Origin of the sequence: Sphingopyxis sp. PET50, from assembly GCF_025244705.1 — a bacterium.
Lineage (GTDB): Bacteria > Pseudomonadota > Alphaproteobacteria > Sphingomonadales > Sphingomonadaceae > Sphingopyxis.
Map to the genome: position 1 here is coordinate 3,019,623 of NZ_CP104207.1, position 17,347 is coordinate 3,036,969.

The 17,347-nt window shown below is 67.1% G+C and carries 14 protein-coding genes, 1 tRNA gene and 4 pseudogenes; 6 read left to right on the forward strand and 13 right to left on the reverse strand.

From position 1 onward, the window contains the following. Positions 1-46: 46 nt before the first annotated feature. From N0A20_RS20810 to N0A20_RS15965, 9 genes and pseudogenes are all read right to left on the reverse strand, one after another. Positions 47-673 (reverse strand): annotated as a pseudogene (locus tag N0A20_RS20810) (PAS domain-containing protein); the annotation flags it as partial. Beyond that, on the reverse strand, positions 670-2,535 hold the full coding sequence (locus N0A20_RS15935; protein WP_260581317.1) for an ATP-binding protein: 1,866 nt from the start codon (positions 2,533-2,535) through the stop codon (positions 670-672). The pseudogene N0A20_RS20810 and the gene N0A20_RS15935, both read right to left, overlap by 4 nt. A gap of 55 nt (positions 2,536-2,590) precedes the next feature. Beyond that, positions 2,591-2,770: pseudogene (locus N0A20_RS20815) on the reverse strand (hypothetical protein); the annotation flags it as partial. Continuing rightward, on the reverse strand, positions 2,683-3,072 hold the full coding sequence (locus tag N0A20_RS15940) for a response regulator transcription factor (protein WP_260581318.1): 390 nt from the start codon (positions 3,070-3,072) through the stop codon (positions 2,683-2,685). The gene N0A20_RS15940 and the pseudogene N0A20_RS20815, both read right to left, overlap by 88 nt. A gap of 85 nt (positions 3,073-3,157) precedes the next feature. Then, entirely contained in the window at positions 3,158-3,811 is a 654-nt protein-coding gene (locus N0A20_RS15945; protein WP_312846555.1) for a response regulator transcription factor, read from the reverse strand. Continuing rightward, entirely contained in the window at positions 3,808-4,344 is a 537-nt protein-coding gene (locus N0A20_RS15950; protein ID WP_260581319.1) for an RrF2 family transcriptional regulator, read from the reverse strand. Before N0A20_RS15950 ends, N0A20_RS15945 begins: the two co-directional genes overlap by 4 nt. Positions 4,345-4,447: 103 nt before the next feature. After that, complete coding sequence (locus N0A20_RS15955; protein WP_260581320.1) at positions 4,448-5,059, reverse strand: outer membrane protein; 612 nt, start codon at positions 5,057-5,059, stop codon at positions 4,448-4,450. 75 nt (positions 5,060-5,134) lie between these two features. Next, on the reverse strand, positions 5,135-5,560 hold the full coding sequence (locus N0A20_RS15960) for a nuclear transport factor 2 family protein (RefSeq protein WP_260581321.1): 426 nt from the start codon (positions 5,558-5,560) through the stop codon (positions 5,135-5,137). Positions 5,561-5,589: 29 nt separating this feature from the next. After that, positions 5,590-6,339 (reverse strand): SDR family oxidoreductase, encoded by a 750-nt coding sequence (locus N0A20_RS15965; RefSeq protein ID WP_260581322.1) that lies wholly within the window; start codon positions 6,337-6,339, stop codon positions 5,590-5,592. Between the two features lie 98 nt (positions 6,340-6,437). Here N0A20_RS15965 and N0A20_RS15970 point away from each other — a divergent pair, with 98 nt between their 5' ends. Then, positions 6,438-7,331, forward strand: a complete 894-nt coding sequence (locus tag N0A20_RS15970) for a LysR family transcriptional regulator (RefSeq protein ID WP_260581323.1) — start codon at positions 6,438-6,440, stop codon at positions 7,329-7,331. A 153-nt stretch (positions 7,332-7,484) separates the two neighbouring features. Here the strand turns inward: N0A20_RS15970 and N0A20_RS15975 are convergent, their stop codons facing one another. Then, entirely contained in the window at positions 7,485-8,399 is a 915-nt protein-coding gene (locus N0A20_RS15975) for an MBL fold metallo-hydrolase (RefSeq protein WP_260581324.1), read from the reverse strand. A 432-nt stretch (positions 8,400-8,831) separates the two neighbouring features. Between N0A20_RS15975 and N0A20_RS15980 the strand changes: the two genes are divergently transcribed. Continuing rightward, positions 8,832-10,274: a catalase gene (locus tag N0A20_RS15980; protein ID WP_260581325.1), complete on the forward strand. Its 1,443-nt coding sequence runs from the start codon at positions 8,832-8,834 to the stop codon at positions 10,272-10,274. 490 nt (positions 10,275-10,764) lie between these two features. Here N0A20_RS15980 and N0A20_RS15985 read toward each other — a convergent pair. Continuing rightward, positions 10,765-10,839: transfer RNA gene (locus N0A20_RS15985), tRNA-Gly, on the reverse strand. Between the two features lie 159 nt (positions 10,840-10,998). Between N0A20_RS15985 and N0A20_RS15990 the strand changes: the two are divergent. Next, a pseudogene (locus N0A20_RS15990) lies at positions 10,999-11,911 on the forward strand (tetratricopeptide repeat protein). After that, positions 11,911-12,561 carry an LON peptidase substrate-binding domain-containing protein gene (locus N0A20_RS15995; protein ID WP_260581326.1) on the forward strand — a complete coding sequence of 217 codons (651 nt, stop codon included), beginning with the start codon at positions 11,911-11,913 and terminating at the stop codon, positions 12,559-12,561. Before N0A20_RS15990 ends, N0A20_RS15995 begins: the two are co-directional and overlap by 1 nt. A 37-nt stretch (positions 12,562-12,598) precedes the next feature. Here the strand turns inward: N0A20_RS15995 and N0A20_RS16000 are convergent, their stop codons facing one another. Then, a complete protein-coding gene (locus N0A20_RS16000) occupies positions 12,599-13,828 on the reverse strand; it encodes a UbiH/UbiF/VisC/COQ6 family ubiquinone biosynthesis hydroxylase (protein ID WP_260581327.1) in 1,230 nt (409 codons plus the stop codon). Between the two features lie 285 nt (positions 13,829-14,113). Then, a complete protein-coding gene (locus N0A20_RS16005) occupies positions 14,114-14,248 on the reverse strand; it encodes a hypothetical protein (RefSeq protein ID WP_260583988.1) in 135 nt (44 codons plus the stop codon). Here N0A20_RS16005 and N0A20_RS16010 point away from each other — a divergent pair. Both N0A20_RS16010 and N0A20_RS16015 read left to right on the forward strand, forming a co-directional pair. Beyond that, positions 14,229-16,446, forward strand: a pseudogene (locus N0A20_RS16010) (DNA translocase FtsK 4TM domain-containing protein). The gene N0A20_RS16005 and the pseudogene N0A20_RS16010 sit on opposite strands and share 20 nt — an antisense overlap. Before the next feature lie 120 nt (positions 16,447-16,566). After that, the gene (locus tag N0A20_RS16015) at positions 16,567-17,229 is read left to right on the forward strand and encodes a LolA family protein (protein ID WP_260581328.1); all 663 of its coding nucleotides are present in this window, start codon (positions 16,567-16,569) and stop codon (positions 17,227-17,229) included. Positions 17,230-17,347: the final 118 nt, after the last annotated feature.

Consider the following 17,347-nt stretch of genomic DNA (forward strand, 5'->3'; position numbering starts at 1 on the left):
CGGTGACGCGGCCGTCCCCGGCCCGCGCCGGGCGAATGGCGAACCGATGCCAGACATAGTCGCCGCTCGCGCGCAGGACGCGATATTCATAGTTGAACGGCTCGCCGGCGCGCATGCAGCGGCGCAGTTCGGCAGCCGCGCCCTCATAATCGTCGGGGTGCACACCTTTTTTCCAGCCGAGGTCGCCGCCGTCGATGAAGGCGCCGCCGCCCAGCGGAGCGTTCAGGTCCTCCAGCGTCATCGCGATCGAGGTCTGCGCCATGGGCGTGGTATAGGTGAAATGTCCTTCGGCATCGAAGGCAAAGGCCGCGCCACAGAGATCTTCGATGATCCGCGCCGCGCGGACGGCCTCGCGGGTTTCTCCGAGCGATGCGGCCAGGGTCCAGATGTCGTCGGGGCCGTGGACGATCGGCGGGATGTCGACGCTGGCGGAGTAGGCGGGTTCGGCGCGATATTCGCGCCAGCGCCACGTGCCGCCCGCCTCGCGGTAACGATAGCCGACGACCTGCGGCACGCCGCTCCAAAAGGCCCGCGCCTCCGCCTGTGCGATGGCGTCGCGATCGTCAGGGTGAACCGGATCCGATGTTTCGCCGCGCGCCTTCACGCGGCGCTTTCCGAAAAGCGCGCTCACGGCGATCCCGATGCCGGTGAAGAGGCCGACCGGCGCGATCATGCTGCCGGTCGCGCGCGCGGCAGAACGACGCGGAATTCGGCGCCGCCGCCGGACGGGTTGGACGCCGACACCTCGCCGCCGTGGGCGGCGACGATCGACTGGCAGATGGCGAGCCCGATGCCCATGCCCTGCGCTTTCGTGGTGAAAAAGCCGTCGAAGATATGGTCGAGATGCTCGGGCGCGATTCCCGGTCCGCTGTCGCGCAGGGTGAAGACCACGCCGCCCGCCGCGTCGGTGGCGGTCGCGACCAGGATTTCGCGTTCGGCCTCGCCCAGCCCCTCGACCGCCTGCACGGCATTGATCAGCAGGTTGACGATCACCTGCTGAAGCTGGATGCGGTCACCGACAATCGGCGGCAGCCCGCGGGCATAGGTGGTCGCCACGCGGATGGCGCGCGTTTCGATCTCGTGGCGGACGAAGAGCAGGCTTTCCTGCACGACCTCGTTGAGCGCGAGCGGCACCGCCTCGGGCGCCTGCTTGACCGCCATGCCGCGAATGCGCCGGACGATGTCGTCGGCGCGCCGCGCGCCGGCCGCGATGCGCGCGGTCAACTGGGCGACCTTGCCGATGTCGGGCTCGTCGCGGGCGAGCCAGCGCAGGCTCGTTTCGGCGTTGGTCATGATCGCGGCGAGCGGCTGGTTGACCTCGTGCGCGATCGAGCTGGTGAGCTCGCCGAGCATCGAGACGCGCGCGGCGTGGCTGAAATCGGCCTGAAGCTGCCGCAGCTGCGTTTCCATGCGCAGCCGCTCGGTCACGTCTTCGAGACTGAAGATGGTGGTATCGAGCTCGATCAGCGGTTCGGGGTAGGTGACCGAGAAGCGCACGTCGAGGACGCGTCCGTCGAGCGTGCGGACCTTCATGAACTCGCTGTAATTCCTGCGCCCGCTGAACCGGCCGATCATGACGCGGCGCAGCGAAGCCGGGCTTTCGGTGAACAGGTAGCCGACGGGGCGGATCAGGTCCTGCACGCCCGCACCGCCGATGAGTTCGATCGCGCAGCGATTGACGTCGGTGACCGGGACGCTGGTCGCGGCAAGCTCGACCAGTTCGGGATGATCGTCGAGATAGCGCTCGAAGTCGGTGACGCCGCGCGAGCGCAGCTCGGCGTAGATCTTGCCCATGTGGCTGGCATCGACCTGCCAGAGCGCGACCGGCATATAATGGATGAGCTTGCGGTAGCGCGCTTCGCTCGCCCGCAGGAACAGATAGGAGCGATCGTCGTCGGCCGCGCCGTTCACGGTCACGAACAGCCGCCCCGGCCGATCGTCGCCCGCGCGCCACACCGTGACGAGGGGATCGCGCAGGATTCCGTCGGAGGTGAGGCGGCGTTGACAGCCCCCTCCGTTGCTGTCGCGAAGCGCCTCGACGATGAGTTCGGCGAGGATCGCCCGGCTTTCCACCGGCCAGAAAGCGGCGACCGACTGGCCCGCCATCAGCGCGCGGCCGCGATTGCCGCCGACCAGCCGCGCGGTTCGCTCATTGACCTCGACGATCCGCGCGGTCTGGACCAGGCGGCGGTAAAGAGCGTCGCGTTCGCTTCCTTGGGCGCCGTCCGCGGGCGCTGCGATGAGGGAGAGGATTTCGGCGGCCGGTGCGACGTCGATTTCCCAGCTCGCGGCCATCAGCCGGTCGGGAACGGGGCCGTCCGGCCTATTCCCGGCGCGCGCATATTCGACGACGTCGCGCGGGGCCCCGCTCGCGTCGTAGCGCAGATGTCGCCGTGTCTCCACGACGCGGACATCGCCATCGCGGGTGAGTCGCCGGACGCGTCCTTCCCAGACGCCTTCCTGCATCAATTGCGACCAGGCGTGCGCCTCGTCCTCGGGCGCGGGCGAGAGCCGTGCGACGTCGGCGCCGCGCACCGCCAGCGCTGAGCCATCCGAAGAGCCGCTCGGCGGCGGGGTTCCAATAGCGTACCCTCCCGCGCGGATCGAAAATGACGATGCTTTCGGATGCGAGTTCGGCGATCCTCGCCTCGTCCTCGGCATGCGAATGGAGCAGCGCCGCGGTCACCGCCCCGTGTCCGGCCCCGCGCTCCCCATCGCCGACGCGAGCGCGCCGAGCAGATGCGCGTCGGTGACGGGCTTCGCAAGCCACGCACGGGCGCCGAGCGCGAGCGCGCGCATGCGCGTCTGTTCGTCGAGCACCGAGGAAAGGACGACCACCGGCATGCGGGCCCGCTCGTCATGGAGGCGCTCGATCAGCTCGATTCCGTTCATGCCCGGCATGCGGATATCGGTCACGAGGCAGTCGAAGCGGCGCGATCGGCGCGCGGCGAGAAAGTCCGCAGCGCTTTCGAAACAATGGCAGGCGAGCCCCGAGACCATCAGCAGGTCGCCCAGGGCTTCGCGGACAGCCTCGTCATCGTCCACGATCGCGACGGTGGGGACATGGGGCAAGGGGCGACATCCTCTTTCATGCGGTCTCCGGGACCGATGCCGTCAATGTCGCGCAGCTTGTAAGCCATTATAACCATACCAAAGTCTAGGCCAGGGCCGGTTCGCGCACCTCCGCGGGCAGTTTTTCCCAGGCGCGGATCAGTTCGCCGACCGATGCCGCCTGCATCTTGCGCATCACATTGCTGCGATGCAGCTTCACGGTGATCTCGGTGATACCAAGGTCGTAGGCGATCTGCTTGTTCAGCCGGCCCATCGCGACCTCGCGCATGACCTGGCATTCGCGGGGCGTCAGCGTCTCGTAGCGTTTGACATGTTCCCGGACGACCCGCGCGCTTGCCCGATCGGCAATGTCACGCTCGATCCCCGCCGTGACCGCGTCGAGCAGCGTCTGGTCGCGCACGGGCTTGGTCAGAAAATCGACCGCTCCCGCCTTCATCGCCTGAACCGACATCGGAATATCGCCATGCCCGGTCAGGAAGACGATCGGTTTCGAAACGCCGGCCGAGGCCAGATGCTGCTGGAGATCGAGCCCGCTCGATCCCGGCATGCGCACGTCGAGGACGAGGCATCCCGCGCGCTCCAGCAGCGGCGAGTCGATCAGGTCGCGCGTCGAGGCGCAGCATTCGGCCTCGATCCCGACCGACAACATCAGTTCGCTGATCGCCGTGCGAACCTCCTCGTCGTCGTCGACGACAAGGACGAGCGGGGTTTTCTCCTCAGGGGCGGGACTGATCATCATTGCATGTCCTTCGCTTGCGCCGGCCGCGACCGCCGCGCCGCGATCCGTGCGTCGAACCATGATCTGGTGTCGGCGTCGAATGTTTCGGGCGCCTTGCGTTCGAGCCGTCCGCCGATGTCGGCCAGCGTCTCGCTCGCCAGCGCATCGCGCATCGCTTTCTCGGCCTTGAGCATCACGGCGTGGATCGAGCAGACGCCGCGCGTCGCCCAATCGGGCGCGCCGCCGTCGAAAAGCGGGCAGCGCGCGCGAATTTCCTGGCATTCGAAAAGCGGCTTGCGGCCCTCGATCGCATCGACCAGTTCGAGCACGCTGATGGTATCGGCCGGGCGCGCGAGACGGTAGCCGCCGCGCACGCCCTCGGCCGCCGTGACGATTCCGGCCTTTTCCAGCTTCGCGAAAATCTTTGCGGCGAAGCTCGGCGAAACACCCTGGAAAAGTGCGAGATCGCGCGCGCTGCGCGGCGCGTCGCCCGCGCCGATCAGGCCCAGCAGGCAATGCAGCCCATATTCCACGCTCGCGGTGAGGTGCGCCATAACGCGGAGTATATTTGTCCGCGTTTGACAGGGCAAGAAATTCCTTTCCTGCCCTGTCAATGCGTTGCGCTCTTTTCCCATGGAACGCTGGCGAGGCCCGGCGTCAGAAATGCCAGGCGATTCCCGCGAGAAGCTGATGCCGGTCCCATTTGGTGCCGCCGCCGCCGAGGTCGCTGTAACGATATTCGACGCGCGCCGAAACGCGATCGGTGACGAAACGCTCGACGCCGCCGCCGACCGACCAGCCGTCGAGATTGTCCTTGCCCCGGCGCGGCCCTTCGAGGTCGAGGATGCGCACGGCGGTCCGGATATTCTCATAGCCGCCGCGCGCATAGACGAGCGTCTTGTCGGTAACGAGATAGCCGGCGCGAACGCCGAGATCGAAGCCATATTCGGGGTTGATCGCGGCGGACGCGTCTTTCCACGACCGCGCCAGCCCGTCGTCGAAACCGAAATTGACCGCACCCTCGGCCGACAGCACGACCCTGCCGGTCGGCTGGACGTTATAGCCGACGAAAATGCCGGCGGTCGCCGCATCGCGCTTGTCGTCGATGGTCGCAGCGCCGAGGTCGGTTTCGACGGAGCCGAGCTTGTTCTGGCTCCAGCCGGCCTGCGCGCCGACATAGGGGCCATCGAACGTCTGGGCCGCGGCGGGCGCCGCGATCCCGGCGGCCAGCGCCGCGCCGAGCGAGAGGGGGAGAGCGAGATATTTCACGGGCATGTTCCTTTCTGCCGTTGGGGAAATGGGCGCGCGCGGACGGGGGAGGGGGAGGACCGCGCGCGCCCTGGGTCAGGCCGCTTTCCGCCGCGGGGGCAGAAAGTTGCCGTCGATGCCGCCCGGCCAGGGCGTCACCGTTTCGCCGGCAACCATCCAGGTGCCGGAATCCTTGCGCAGGCGAAGCTCGTACAGCGCCGGTGGTGCGTCCGGGCTCATGCGGCGATAGAGGATCGCGGTGGCATGATCGCCCTGCTGCTCGACGTGGAGCACGCGATGCTCGGTCGACAGCGGCGCCTCGCCGGCATCGCGGCGCGACCGGAATTCGGCGATCGAATCGTCGCGGCGGACGCGCGTCACCGCGCCGTCGCTGCCGAGCACCAGGAAGATCTGGTCGGGCGTATAGAGCCTTTCCATGCCGTCGATGTCGTAGGCGCTGCCGACATGGACGACATCGTGGATCAGCGCCGCGATGGCGGGGTCGACGGGGGTGTGGGTCATTGAAAATTCCTTCGGATGCATGGGGACGATCAGAGCAGCGCCATGCCGCCATCGACGCGCAGGTTGATGCCGGTGACGAAGCTGCCGGCGTTCGACGCGAGGAAGAGAGCGGCGCGGGCGAGTTCCCCGGGCTGGCCGAGCCGCCCGAGCGGGATCGCGCCCGCCATCATCTCGGCGAAGCCCTCGCGCTCTTCCGGCGCGACGCCGAGCTTGCCGAGGATTTCGGTCTCGGTGGGACCGGGGCTCAGCAGGTTGACGCGAATGCCGCGCCCCCTGAATTCGAGCGCCCAGCTCCGGGCAAAAGCGCCGATTGCCGCCTTGGTGCCGGCATAGACGGCGTGGCCGTCGAGCACCTTGTCGCTCGCGAGCGATCCGACGAGGATGATCGAGCCGCCGTCGCGAAGCACGGGGCCGATCGCCTGCACCCCGAAGAAGGTGCCGCGCGCGTTGATGCCGAACTGGGCGTCATATTCGGCTTCGGAGACCGCCGCCGAGGGCGTGATCGTGTTGACGCCGGCGTTCGCCATATAGATGTCCGCGCCGCCGAAACGCGCGCGAACGAGATCGGCGACATCGCGATGATGCGCCGGGTCCGCGACGTCGCCCCGGATCGCGGTCGCCGCGGGACCGATCGCCCGCGCCGCTTCGTCCAGCGCGTCCTGACGCCGCCCGGTGATCACCACCTGCGCGCCCTCTTCGGCAAAGAGCTTCGCACTCGCGAACCCGATGCCGCTGTTGCCGCCGGTAATCACCGCGACCTTTCCGTTCAAACTGGTCATGAACCACCTCTGCTGTTGGAGACGGAGAGGGATTTGATGTTTCCATCATGGAAAATTAGACTGGACCAAGGCACATCATCTTTGCCAAAAACTATCGAATGATTGGGGGACTCGAACCGACCACGGGGCTTCATGCCTTTGTCCGCACCGTGGAGGCGGGCTCGTTCAGCGCCGCGGCGCGGATCGCCGGAACCACTCCCTCGGCGGTCTCGAAGAGCGTCGAGCGGCTCGAGCAGCGCCTCGGCGTGAAGCTCTTTCTGCGCTCGACGCGCTCGCTTGCGCTCACCATCGACGGCACCGCCTATTATGAGCGCGTCGCCCCGCTGCTGCGCGCGCTGGACGAAGCCGGCGAGGTGCTGCGCGGCGCCGAACGGGCGCGGGGCCTGCTCCGCGTCAGCCTGCCGGGCGTGCTCGGTCCCGCGCTCGTCGAGGCGCTTACTGGCGACTTCGTGCCGCACTATCCCGAGATCAGGCTCGAGATCAGTATCACCGACCGTCATGTCGACCTGGTACGCGAAGGCTATGACGTCGCGCTGCGCGCGGGCGAGGTCGAGGATGTCGACTGGATGGTCCGCCGCCTCGCGACCTTGCCGCTCGTCCTCGTCGCGGCGCCCGCATGGCTCGACGGCGTCGGGCGCCCGGCGACGCGCGAGGCGCTCGCGCGCCTGCCGCACATCCGCTACCGTCTCGGATCGCGCGCCTACCCCATCCGCTTCGCCGACGGCATCGACCTGCTTCCAGAAGGGGCGCTCGATACGGACTCGGGGCAGGCGATGCGGATCGCGGCGCTCGGCGGGGTCGGCGTGGCGCAGCTTCTCCGCCTCGCGGTCGCGGACGATCTCGCGGCCGGGCGCCTCGTCGAGGTTCTTCCGCAAGCGCCGCTTGCCGCCGTTCCGGTTCAGGCGCTGCACGCCTTCGGCCGCCTTGCGCCGCTGCGCGTGCAATTGTTCACCGATTTTCTTGCCGGCATGCTGGCGCCACATTCGGCCTGACTGGTCCGTGAAGCGGTGCAATGCCGGTCCGCTCTTCTTTCGCATTTCAAAGCTTTCGAGGCTCGGTCGGTATCCGCCGTTTTGCGGGTCGGGGCGCGTACCCATGCAGTCCCGTGAGTACGCGCCCCCGGGGAGAGAGCGATCGGTCGGCGGCTAGAAGTCCCAGAAGGAGGCCACCCAGCGAAAGGCGTCGCCATCGACGGCAACGCGGCCGACCGACGGGAAAGGCAGGTGCGTGGCGACCAGATATTCGCCGGATGCCGCGGCGTCCCGCAAAAGCCGGACCCGGACGCGGACCGACTCCTCGGGATCATGTTCGAAGCCATTGTGCCAGTCGGGATGGTCGAAACCGACGGGGAACAGCGCGTCGCCCGCAAAGGTCAGCCGCTCGCCGCCCGATGCGACGTGGACGACACAGTGCCCCGGCGTGTGCCCGCCGGTGAGCCTGGCGACCACGCCCGGCGCCACCTCACACTCCGCGTCGAAGGCCCGGATATTGGCGGCATAGGCCTCGATGAACTGCGCGGCGGTTTTCCGCAGCACCGCCGGAACCGGGTTCGGCATCGCGGTCTGTTCGAAATCGGGAGTCCGCCAGAATGCGACCTCGGCGGCGGTGACGTGAATTCGCACGTCCGGGCGCAGGCGCTGCTTCACATCCTCGACGAGCAATCCGCCGACATGGTCCATATGCATATGGGTGATGATGATGTCGGTGACCGACGCGAGGTCGATCCCCGCCGCCTCCAGCCGCCTGGGAAACTGGCCCGCGCGCGGGAAACCGGGGAATTGTCCGCCGAGACCGGCATCGACAAGGATGGTCTTGTCGCCGCTGCGCAGGACGAGGACGTTCAGCGCCCAGTCGAACATGTCGGGTCCAACGAACATGTCCTTGAACCACGCCGCCCGGACGTCCGGGTCGACGTTGGTGGCCATCGTCTCGGTCGGCAGCGGCAGCACGCCGTCGCTGATCACGAGAACGTCGATCTCGCCGACCCGCAGTGCATAGCGCGACGGGACCAGTTCCTCGAACCCCGATTTTTCGGGATTTGCCATAATATCCGGTTTCATTTCTCAGTCCTCCAAAATGCCGTGTCGATGACGACATCCCGGAAGCTATGCGGCGTCCCGCACGCGGTCGATTGGGTCGAGGGATCGGTCGGTGCATACCTTCGGACAGGTCGCCTTGCCGGGATCGGTAGGCGCAATTGGTCTCGGAGGGTCGCCATCTCGCTGCAGCGGGGAAGGGAACGAGCTCCACGCCGTGGCCCCCTTCGCGACAAGCGGTGGTTCGCCAGTTTTCTCAGGGAGTTATGGTCGTCTCCCGCACCCTTTTTAGCGGCAGAGGTCCCGACCATATCGCGGGCAGCCACGGCGCCCCGATCACCCTTGGGGCGGCTTTGCCACCCTAAACCAAAGTCCAATTCTTCCCACCCCGCCGCACGAATAATTCAGCGACATTCCGGCGGCAACGACCGCTGTCCCCAGCCCAAGGAGACGATCATGACCGACACCAACCGCAGGATGACCCTCGCCAATGGCGCCCCTGTCGTCGACAATCTGAACATCCGGACCGCCGGTGCACGCGGCCCGGCATTGCTCGACGATATCTGGCTGATCGAGAAGCTCGCGCATTTCCACCGCGAGGTTATCCCCGAGCGGCGGATGCACGCCAAGGGTTGGGGCGCCTACGGCAGCTTCACCGTCATCCACGACATCAGCCGCTACACCAAGGCGAAGATCTTCTCCGAGGTCGGCAAGCAAACCGATCTCTTCGTGCGCTTCTCGACCGTCGCGGGCGAGCGCGGCGCCGCCGATGCCGAGCGCGACATTCGCGGCTTCGCGGTCAAATTCTATACCGAGGAAGGCAATTGGGACATGGTCGGCAACAACACGCCGGTCTTCTTCTTCCGCGATCCGTTGCGCTTCCCTGACCTCAACCATGCGATCAAGCGCGATCCGCGCACCGGGCTGCGCTCGGCCGACAGCAACTGGGATTTCTGGACGCTGCTGCCCGAGGCGCTGCACCAGGTCACGATCGTGATGTCCGATCGCGGCATTCCAAAGAGCCTGCGCCACATGCACGGCTTCGGCAGTCATACCTATTCGATGATCAACGCCGCGAACGAACGCGTGTGGGTGAAATTCCACTTCCGTACCCAGCAGGGAATCGAGAATCTGAGCGAAGAGGAAGCAGCGGTACTCAACGCCAGTGACCGCGAAAGCCACGGCCGCGACCTTCTGAATGCGATCGACAGCGGCGATTTCCCGAAATGGACGCTCTTCATCCAGGTGATGACCGAGGAGCAGGCGCGTCATCACAAGCATAATCCATTCGACCTCACCAAGGTCTGGCCGAAGCGCGACTATCCGCTGATCGAAGTCGGCGAGATGGAACTCAACCGCTATCCCGACAATTTCTTCGCCGAGGTCGAACAGGCCGCCTTCTCCCCCGCGAACGTCGTGCCGGGGATCGGCTTTTCGCCCGACAGGATGCTGCAGGCGCGGCTCTTCTCCTATCCAGACGCGGCGCGTTACCGGCTGGGGGTCAACCACAATCATATTCCCGTCAACGCGCCGCGCTGCCCCTGGCACAGCTATCACCGCGACGGCGCGATGCGCACCGACCGCAATCTCGGCGGCACGCCGAGTTATTGGCCGAACAGCAAGGGCGAATGGATGGGCGACGACCCGGAACTCGCCGAACCGCCGCTCGCGCTCGAAGGCGCCGCCGCGCATTGGGATCACCGCATCGACGAGGATCATTATGAGCAGCCCGGCGATCTGTTCCGGCTGATGTCGCCCGAGCAGCAGCAACTGCTGTTCGACAATACCGCCCGCGCCATGGGCGATGCGCGTGACGAGGTGAAGCGGCGCCATATCGAGAACTGCACCCGCGCCGATCCTGCCTATGGCTTAGGGGTTGCAATGGCGCTCGGGTTTTGATTGCGAACAGCAAGACATCGTATGGGCCATGACTTGAAGGTCCGCTTGTTACGGTTGTCGCCTGAAAGCTGAATGTCAGCTAGCGCCAGGAGGCGCCATAATTCGCCGCGTGAATGAACTTCCGGTTTCGACGGCCAAGCGAGGCGTCATGAATGTGGCGTCGTGAATGTCGCCTTTGTCGGCGGATGCGGCCACGGCGGAAGGCGTAGCCGCCACCAACAGCAGTGCTCCCAAGTTTCGGCTCACTGTTCCTGGCCGAGCATAATTGTCTCTGTTCGCGAGCCGCACAGAACCCGCAGCCAATCGCCGAATATGCCTGAAAGGGCCCGGCGGCCGCGCGTCGGTATAATGCGCGTAGTGTAGCGAAGTCTTTCCCGGGATTGGCCATCGCTTGCCGAAATATGGAGACAAAAGCTTCCAAGATTGGGCTTTATCTCCAACGGAGGCGACCCGGAGATCCGGTCAACGCATTGATTTTCTTTGAGAAAACTGGAGCGGGCGAAGGGATTCGAACCCTCGACCCCAACCTTGGCAAGGTTGTGCTCTACCCCTGAGCTACGCCCGCTCTGGCGGCTGGAAACGGGTGGCTCCCAGCGGGTGAGGCGCGCGATTAGCACCGGGTTTCGGAGTCGGCAAGCCTTGTTTGCGATTTTCTGCATGGGGTTGGCATATCGCGGCCAAATCCCACATAAGCGGGACAACATAGCGATAGGAGCATCCATCCGTGGCCACCCTCGGTCTGAACCCGCAAGAGAAGGAAGCCGTCGAAGCCTTCCGCCGCGATGTCGTCGAGCCGTCGATGACGAGCCTCGTCATCCTCGATTTCTGGGCCGAATGGTGCGGGCCGTGCAAGCAGCTGGCGCCGGTCCTGGAGAAGGTCGCCGCCGATTATGCCGACAAGGGCGTCATCCTCGCCAAGGTCGACGTCGATGCGAATCGCTTCATCGCCTAGCCAGTTCCAGGTCCAGTCGATCCCGACCGTCTATGCGATCTTTCAGGGCCAGCCGGTCGCCAACCTGACCAACGCGCGCACCGAAAGCCAGCTCAAGGCGATGCTCGACCAGCTGCTCGCACAATTGCCGATCGAAAGCGCAGCGAGTGCGCGCGCGGTCGAGATCGCGCCGCTGATCGAGATGGGCGAAGGCGTGCTGTCCGAGGGTGACGGGACACGCGCCGTCGGCATCTTTTCGCAGATCGTCGAGATGGCGCCCGACAATGCCGCCGCGCATGGCGGGCTGATCCGCGCACTGCTGCTGGCGGGCGACACCGAGGGCGCGGGGCTTGCGCTCGACGCGGTTCCCGCCGAGATCGCGGGCGACCCCGCCATCGCGCAGGCGAAGAGCGCGCTGGCGCTCGCCGCCGACGCGCCCGACGCGGGCGAGCTCGCCGCCTTCGAGGCGGCGGTCGCGGCGAACCCCGGCGATCATCAGGCGCGATTCGACCTGGCCGCGGCGCAGATCGGCGCGGGGCAGCGCGACGCCGCCGCCGACAATCTGCTGCATATCGTCGCCGCCGACCGCGAATGGCAGGACGGCGCGGCTCGCGCGAAATTGCTGTCGCTGTTCGAGGCGGTGGGACTCGAGGACCCCTGGGTCGCGGCGCAGCGCCGCCGCCTGTCGCTGATCCTGTTCGGCTGATGACCGCAGCCGCGCCTTTGACCATCCAGCGGATCGCGATCTTTCCGCTGCCCGGCGCGGTGCTGTTTCCCGGGCTGCACCTGCCGCTGCACATCTTCGAGCCGCGCTACCGCGCGATGGTGCAGGAGGTGCTGGTGCGCGACCGGCGGATCGGGATGATCCAGCCGCGCGTGCTGCCCGGCGAGGAGGATCGCGAACCGCCGGCGCTCTACGGCGTCGGCTGTGTCGGCAAGATCGTCGATGTCGAGGCGCTCGACGACGGGCGTTTCAACCTGGTGCTCGAAGGCGTCGCGCGCTTTCGCGTGCGGCGCGAGCTCGACGTCACGACGCCGTTCCGGCAGGTCGAGGCCGAAATCGAGAGCGAGGCCGAGGACGGCGCGGCGCTCGCGAGCATCGAGCGCGCGAGCCTCGAACGCGAGGCGAAGCGTTTTGCCGAGCGGCAGGGCTATGTCGTCGACTGGAACGCGGTCGGCCAGCTCGACGATGCGACGCTGGTCAACGGCATCGCGCAGGTCGCGCCCTTCGATGCGGCGGCGAAGCAGGCGTTGCTCGAAACCCGGTCGATCGAAGAGCGCGCCGAGCTGGTCGTGCAGCTGATGCAGTTTTTCGGACGGTTCGACAGCGACGACGGGCGGTCGACGCTGCAATAGGTTCGGAATGGCGGCCCCCGCCTTCGCGGGGCGGCGGTCAGACTTCGACGCCCGCAAGCAGGCGCGGCAAATCGCCCGCTTCGCCGCGCGCCTCGTCCATGAAGAAGCGTTTGAGCACCGGCAGCCGCTGCACCGCACCGAGGCCCGCGCGGCGGACGGCAGAGGCCGTGCGGCCGGGGAGGCCGAACAGCCGGGTGAGGCTGTCGGTCGCGAGGCTGACCATCAGATTGTCGAGCCCGCGCCAGCGCTGGTAGCGCGCGAGCAGCGCCGCGTCGCCGAGATCGAGCCCGAGCCGCGCACCCTCGACGAGCACTTCGGTGAGCGCCGCGACGTCGCGCAGGCCGAGGTTGAGCCCCTGCCCCGCGATCGGATGGATGCCGTGCGCGGCGTCGCCGACGAGGACGAGCCGCTGCGCGACGATCGACGCGCTGTGATGGAAACCGAGCGGATAGGTCATGCGCGGCGCGACCAGCTCCATCGTGCCGAGCAGGCCGCCGGCGCGCTTTTCGAGTTCGGCGGCAAAGCCGCGGTCGCCCAATTTGGCGAAGCCCGGCCCGTCCTTCTCCGACACCGTCCACACGAAGGCCGAGCGGTGGCGCCCCCGTTCGTCATCGACGAGCGGGAGCAGCGCGAAGGGCCCTGAGGGGAAGAAGATTTCATGCGCGACTTGCCCATGCGGCTTGCCGTGCGCGACCGCGCCGATCATCGCATGATGATGGTACGACCAGTTGGCGATGCTGAACCCCGCGGCGTCGCGGGTCGGCGAACGGCGGCCTTCGGCGACGATCAGCAGCGGCGCGGCAAGGCGACCGCCGTCGGCGAGCGTCAGCGTCACGCCGTGCGGGCCGATGTCGCGGTCGGCGACCCGCGCCGGCATGATCAGCCTGGCGAGCGGCGCTTCGGCGAGCGCGTCGCGCAGCGCGATGCGGAGCTGGCGGTTCTCGACCATCGTGCCGAGCGCGGGATCGTCGGCGCCGGTTTCGAAATCGAGTTCACCGGCTTGCCCCCCATCGCTGACCTTGATTGCGCGGATCGGGCAGCCGTGGTCCGCGAGGCGGCCGACCAACCCGAGCACCTCGAACATCTGCCATGTCGCGCTGGCGATCGCCGAGGCGCGGCCGTCGAAGCCGGGGGCGATCGTCGCGAGCGGATCGGCGGGGTCGACGACGATGCTCGACAGGCCATGCCGCGCAAGCGCGAGCGCGAGCGTCTGTCCGACGAGGCCGCCGCCGGAGATGATCACGTCGCTGCGCTGGATGTCGGTCATGCCCTCGCCCTAGACCGCTATGCGGTTCTTGAAAAGCGGGCGCGCGGTGTGAACCGACCGCCGGATAATTTGTTCGCACAAAGCCACGAAGCCACAAAGGGGTGTCCGGACCCACCGACATCCATCGGCGGGACGTTGTGGCGACCGCGACGATCTTATGGAGCGCCGCTTTGCGGCGGAGCGCATCTTTGTGGCTTCGTGGCTTTGTGCGAGTCTTTCCATAACCCACAGCCGCGTTCGGGCACGCGCTTGACGGGGAGTCCGGCGCGTGCGCATATCGCCGCGTTAACCACAGGGGACCGATTTCAGCATGGCCAGCCGCAAGCCCATCGCCGCAAAGGCCGATTGGCGCACCGTTTTCAAGGCGAGCATCGCGCGGTCGCTGGTGATCGCGGCGGCGGTGGCGCTGGGCGGGTTCACCCTGTTTCTGGCGCTCGCGCTGCTGACCTATCACAGCACCGATCCGTCGATCCACACCGCGGCGGGCGGCGACATCGCGAACTGGATGGGCCTAGCCGGGGGCGTCGGTCGCGGGCATATTGCTCGGGGTCGGGGGTGTCGCCACCATATTGCTCGTGCCCTTGCTGGGCCTCGTCGCCTGGCGGCTGTGGACGGGCGAGGCGCAGCCCTATTGGAAACGCCAGCTCGCCTATGTCTTTGCCGCGATCCTGCTCATCGGCCTGGGCGCGCAGCTCTGGGCGCCCGACAGCAATATTCCGCTGCCCGCCGGGCTGGGCGGGATATTGACCTTGCTCGTCGGCGGCGCGATCGACCCCTGGTTCGACCGCATCCCCGAGCCCGGCGCGGCGCTGGTGCGTTTTGCGGCGATCCTGCTGCTGATCGGCACCGGCCTGTGGCTCGCCTGGCGCGCGCTGCGGCTCGAACCCGGCTGGTGGTCGCGGCTCCGGCTGCCTGCGGCGGAGCGCGGGCGCGTTGTCGCCCCCGCCCCGCCCGCCGCGGCCAAGGCGCCGAACCTGATGGAACGGGTGATCCGCCCGCGCGCACGCGCCGAGCCGAGCGACCGCGCGCCGCCCGAAATCGCCGACCCCGCAACCCGCGCGCAGCCTTCGAAGCCGCGCCCCAAGCCGCAGACCGAGCTGTTCACCAATTATCAGATGCCGTCGATCGACCTGCTCGCGCCGCCGCCGGCCGCGCCGACGGGGCAGATCGACAAGGCGGGGCTCGAGCGCAATGCGAGGCTGCTCGAATCGGTGCTCGAGGATTTCCAGGTCAAGGGCGTGATCACCGCGGTGCGCCCCGGCCCCGTCGTCACCATGTACGAACTCGAGCCCGCGCCGGGCACCAAGGCGAGCCGCGTGTCGAACCTGGCCGACGATATCGCGCGCAACATGTCGGCGCTGTCGGCGCGCATCGCGCCAATCCCCGGACGCACGGTGATCGGCATCGAACTGCCCAATGCGCACCGCGAATCGGTGGTACTGTCCGAAATGATCGGCAGCGCGCTGTTCCAGGAACAGACGGGCGCGCTCCCGATCATCCTCGGCAAGAATATCAGCGGCGACCCGGTCATCGCCGACCTCGCGCCGATGCCGCACCTGCTGATCGCGGGTACGACCGGCTCGGGTAAGTCGGTCGGCCTCAACGCGATGATCCTCTCGCTTCTCTATCGCCTCGGTCCCGACCAGGTGAAGATGATCATGATCGACCCCAAGATGCTGGAACTCAGCGTCTATGACGGGATTCCGCATCTGCTCGCCCCCGTCGTGACCGAGCCCAAGAAGGCGATCCGCGCCCTCAAATGGGCGGTCGAGCAGATGGAGGACCGCTATCGCATGATGTCGAGCCTGTCGGTGCGCAACCTTGCGGGCTACAACGACAAGGTGCGCGGCGCGCTCGCCAAGGGCAAGTCCCTGGGGCGCCGTGTCCAGACCGGCTACGACCCCGAGACCGGCCAGCCGGTCTATGAGGAAGAGACGCTCGACTATGCGCCGCTGCCGCAGATCGTCGTCGTCGTCGACGAGCTCGCCGACCTGATGATGACCGCGGGCAAGGAGGTCGAATTCCTGATCCAGCGGCTGGCGCAGAAAGCGCGCGCGGCGGGCATCCACCTGATCCTCGCGACGCAGCGCCCGTCGGTCGACGTCATCACCGGCGTCATCAAGGCGAATTTGCCGACGCGCATCAGCTTCAACGTGACGTCGAAGATCGACAGCCGCACGATCCTGGGCGAAGCGGGTGCCGAGCAATTGCTCGGCAAGGGCGACATGCTGTACGTGCCCGGCGGCAAGCAGATCACGCGCATCCACGGCCCCTTCGTCTCCGACGACGAGGTGCGGCTCGTCGCCGACCATTGGCGCGGCCAGGGCCAGCCCGACTATATCGAAAGCGTCACCGAGGAACCCGAGGACGGCGGCTTCGCGATGGAGGGTGCCCCCGCGGGCGGCGACAGCGCCGAGGACCGCATCTATGCCAAGGCGTGCCAGATCGTCGTCGAGAGCCAGAAGGCCTCGACGAGCTGGCTGCAACGGCAGCTGCGCATCGGGTACAACAGCGCCGCGAGGCTGATCGAGCGCATGGAGGAGGAGGGATTGGTCAGCCCCCCTAATCATGTCGGTCGGCGCGATGTGCTGACCGACCAATATGGGCAGCAACGGTAGGGCGGGGGCGGAACCAAAGCCGCGCCTCGCGACTTGAACAGCATCCAAACGCCGGGTTCACAGCGCGTTCAACGCTGGATTGGCATAGCCCGGCGGTCCTTGTGGCAGAATGAGAGTATCATGACCCTGAATTTCCCCCGCCTGACCCTGACCCGCGCCGCGGCGCTGGCGCTCGTCCCCGCCGCGGCGGCCGCGCTGGCGCTTGGCGCCCCGGCGGTCGCGCAGTCGGCGTCGACCACCCTGTCGTCGGTGCAGTCGCACCTGAAGGCGACGAGTTCGATGACCGCCGATTTCGTCCAGACCGACCGCAACGGCCAGCGCCTGACCGGTCAGCTGACCCTGAAGCGCCCCGGCAAGATCCGCTTCCAGTATCAGAAGGGCGTGCCCCTGCTGATCGTCGGCGACGGCAGCTCGCTGACGATGATCGACTATGAGGTGAAGCAGGTGCAGCGCTGGCCGGTGAAGAATTCGCCGCTCGGCGCGCTACTCGATCCCGACCGCGACATGAGCCAATATGCCAAGGTCATCCCGACCGGCAGCAACGAGGTGGTGAGCGTCGAGGTCAGGGACCCGAAGCGTCCCGAATATGGCACGATCACGATGGTGTTCGTCCGCGACGGCGGCGCGCCCGCAGGGCTGCGCCTGCGCGGCTGGGTCGCGCTCGATTCGCAGAACAACCGCACGCGCATCGACCTCAGCAACCAGAAATTCAACGTCGCGGTCGCCGATTCGGCGTTCAAATGGACCGACCCACGCCCCCGCTCGCGCGGGCGCCGCGGCTGACAACGGACTTATCCACAGCCGAAACCGACCGGCGCCGAATCCCGTAATGCGGATTCGGCGCCGTTTTTCGGACCAACCGTCGCCTGACATCGACGAACTGCAAGGACCGCCATATCCG

Bases quoted from the DNA above. Each gene is read 5' to 3' on its own strand.
- N0A20_RS16000 (WP_260581327.1), bottom strand. From the start codon at position 13,828: ATGACCGACATCCAGCGCAGCGACGTGATCATCTCCGGCGGCGGCCTC.
- N0A20_RS15995 (WP_260581326.1), top strand. From the start codon at position 11,911: ATGACCGCAGCCGCGCCTTTGACCATCCAGCGGATCGCGATCTTTCCG.
- N0A20_RS15945 (WP_312846555.1), bottom strand. From the start codon at position 3,811: ATGATGATCAGTCCCGCCCCTGAGGAGAAAACCCCGCTCGTCCTTGTC.
- N0A20_RS16015 (WP_260581328.1), top strand. From the start codon at position 16,567: ATGACCCTGAATTTCCCCCGCCTGACCCTGACCCGCGCCGCGGCGCTG.
- N0A20_RS15950 (WP_260581319.1), bottom strand. From the start codon at position 4,344: ATGGCGCACCTCACCGCGAGCGTGGAATATGGGCTGCATTGCCTGCTG.
- N0A20_RS15970 (WP_260581323.1), top strand. From the start codon at position 6,438: ATGATTGGGGGACTCGAACCGACCACGGGGCTTCATGCCTTTGTCCGC.
- N0A20_RS15980 (WP_260581325.1), top strand. From the start codon at position 8,832: ATGACCGACACCAACCGCAGGATGACCCTCGCCAATGGCGCCCCTGTC.
- N0A20_RS15975 (WP_260581324.1), bottom strand. From the start codon at position 8,399: ATGAAACCGGATATTATGGCAAATCCCGAAAAATCGGGGTTCGAGGAA.
- N0A20_RS15965 (WP_260581322.1), bottom strand. From the start codon at position 6,339: ATGACCAGTTTGAACGGAAAGGTCGCGGTGATTACCGGCGGCAACAGC.
- N0A20_RS15960 (WP_260581321.1), bottom strand. From the start codon at position 5,560: ATGACCCACACCCCCGTCGACCCCGCCATCGCGGCGCTGATCCACGAT.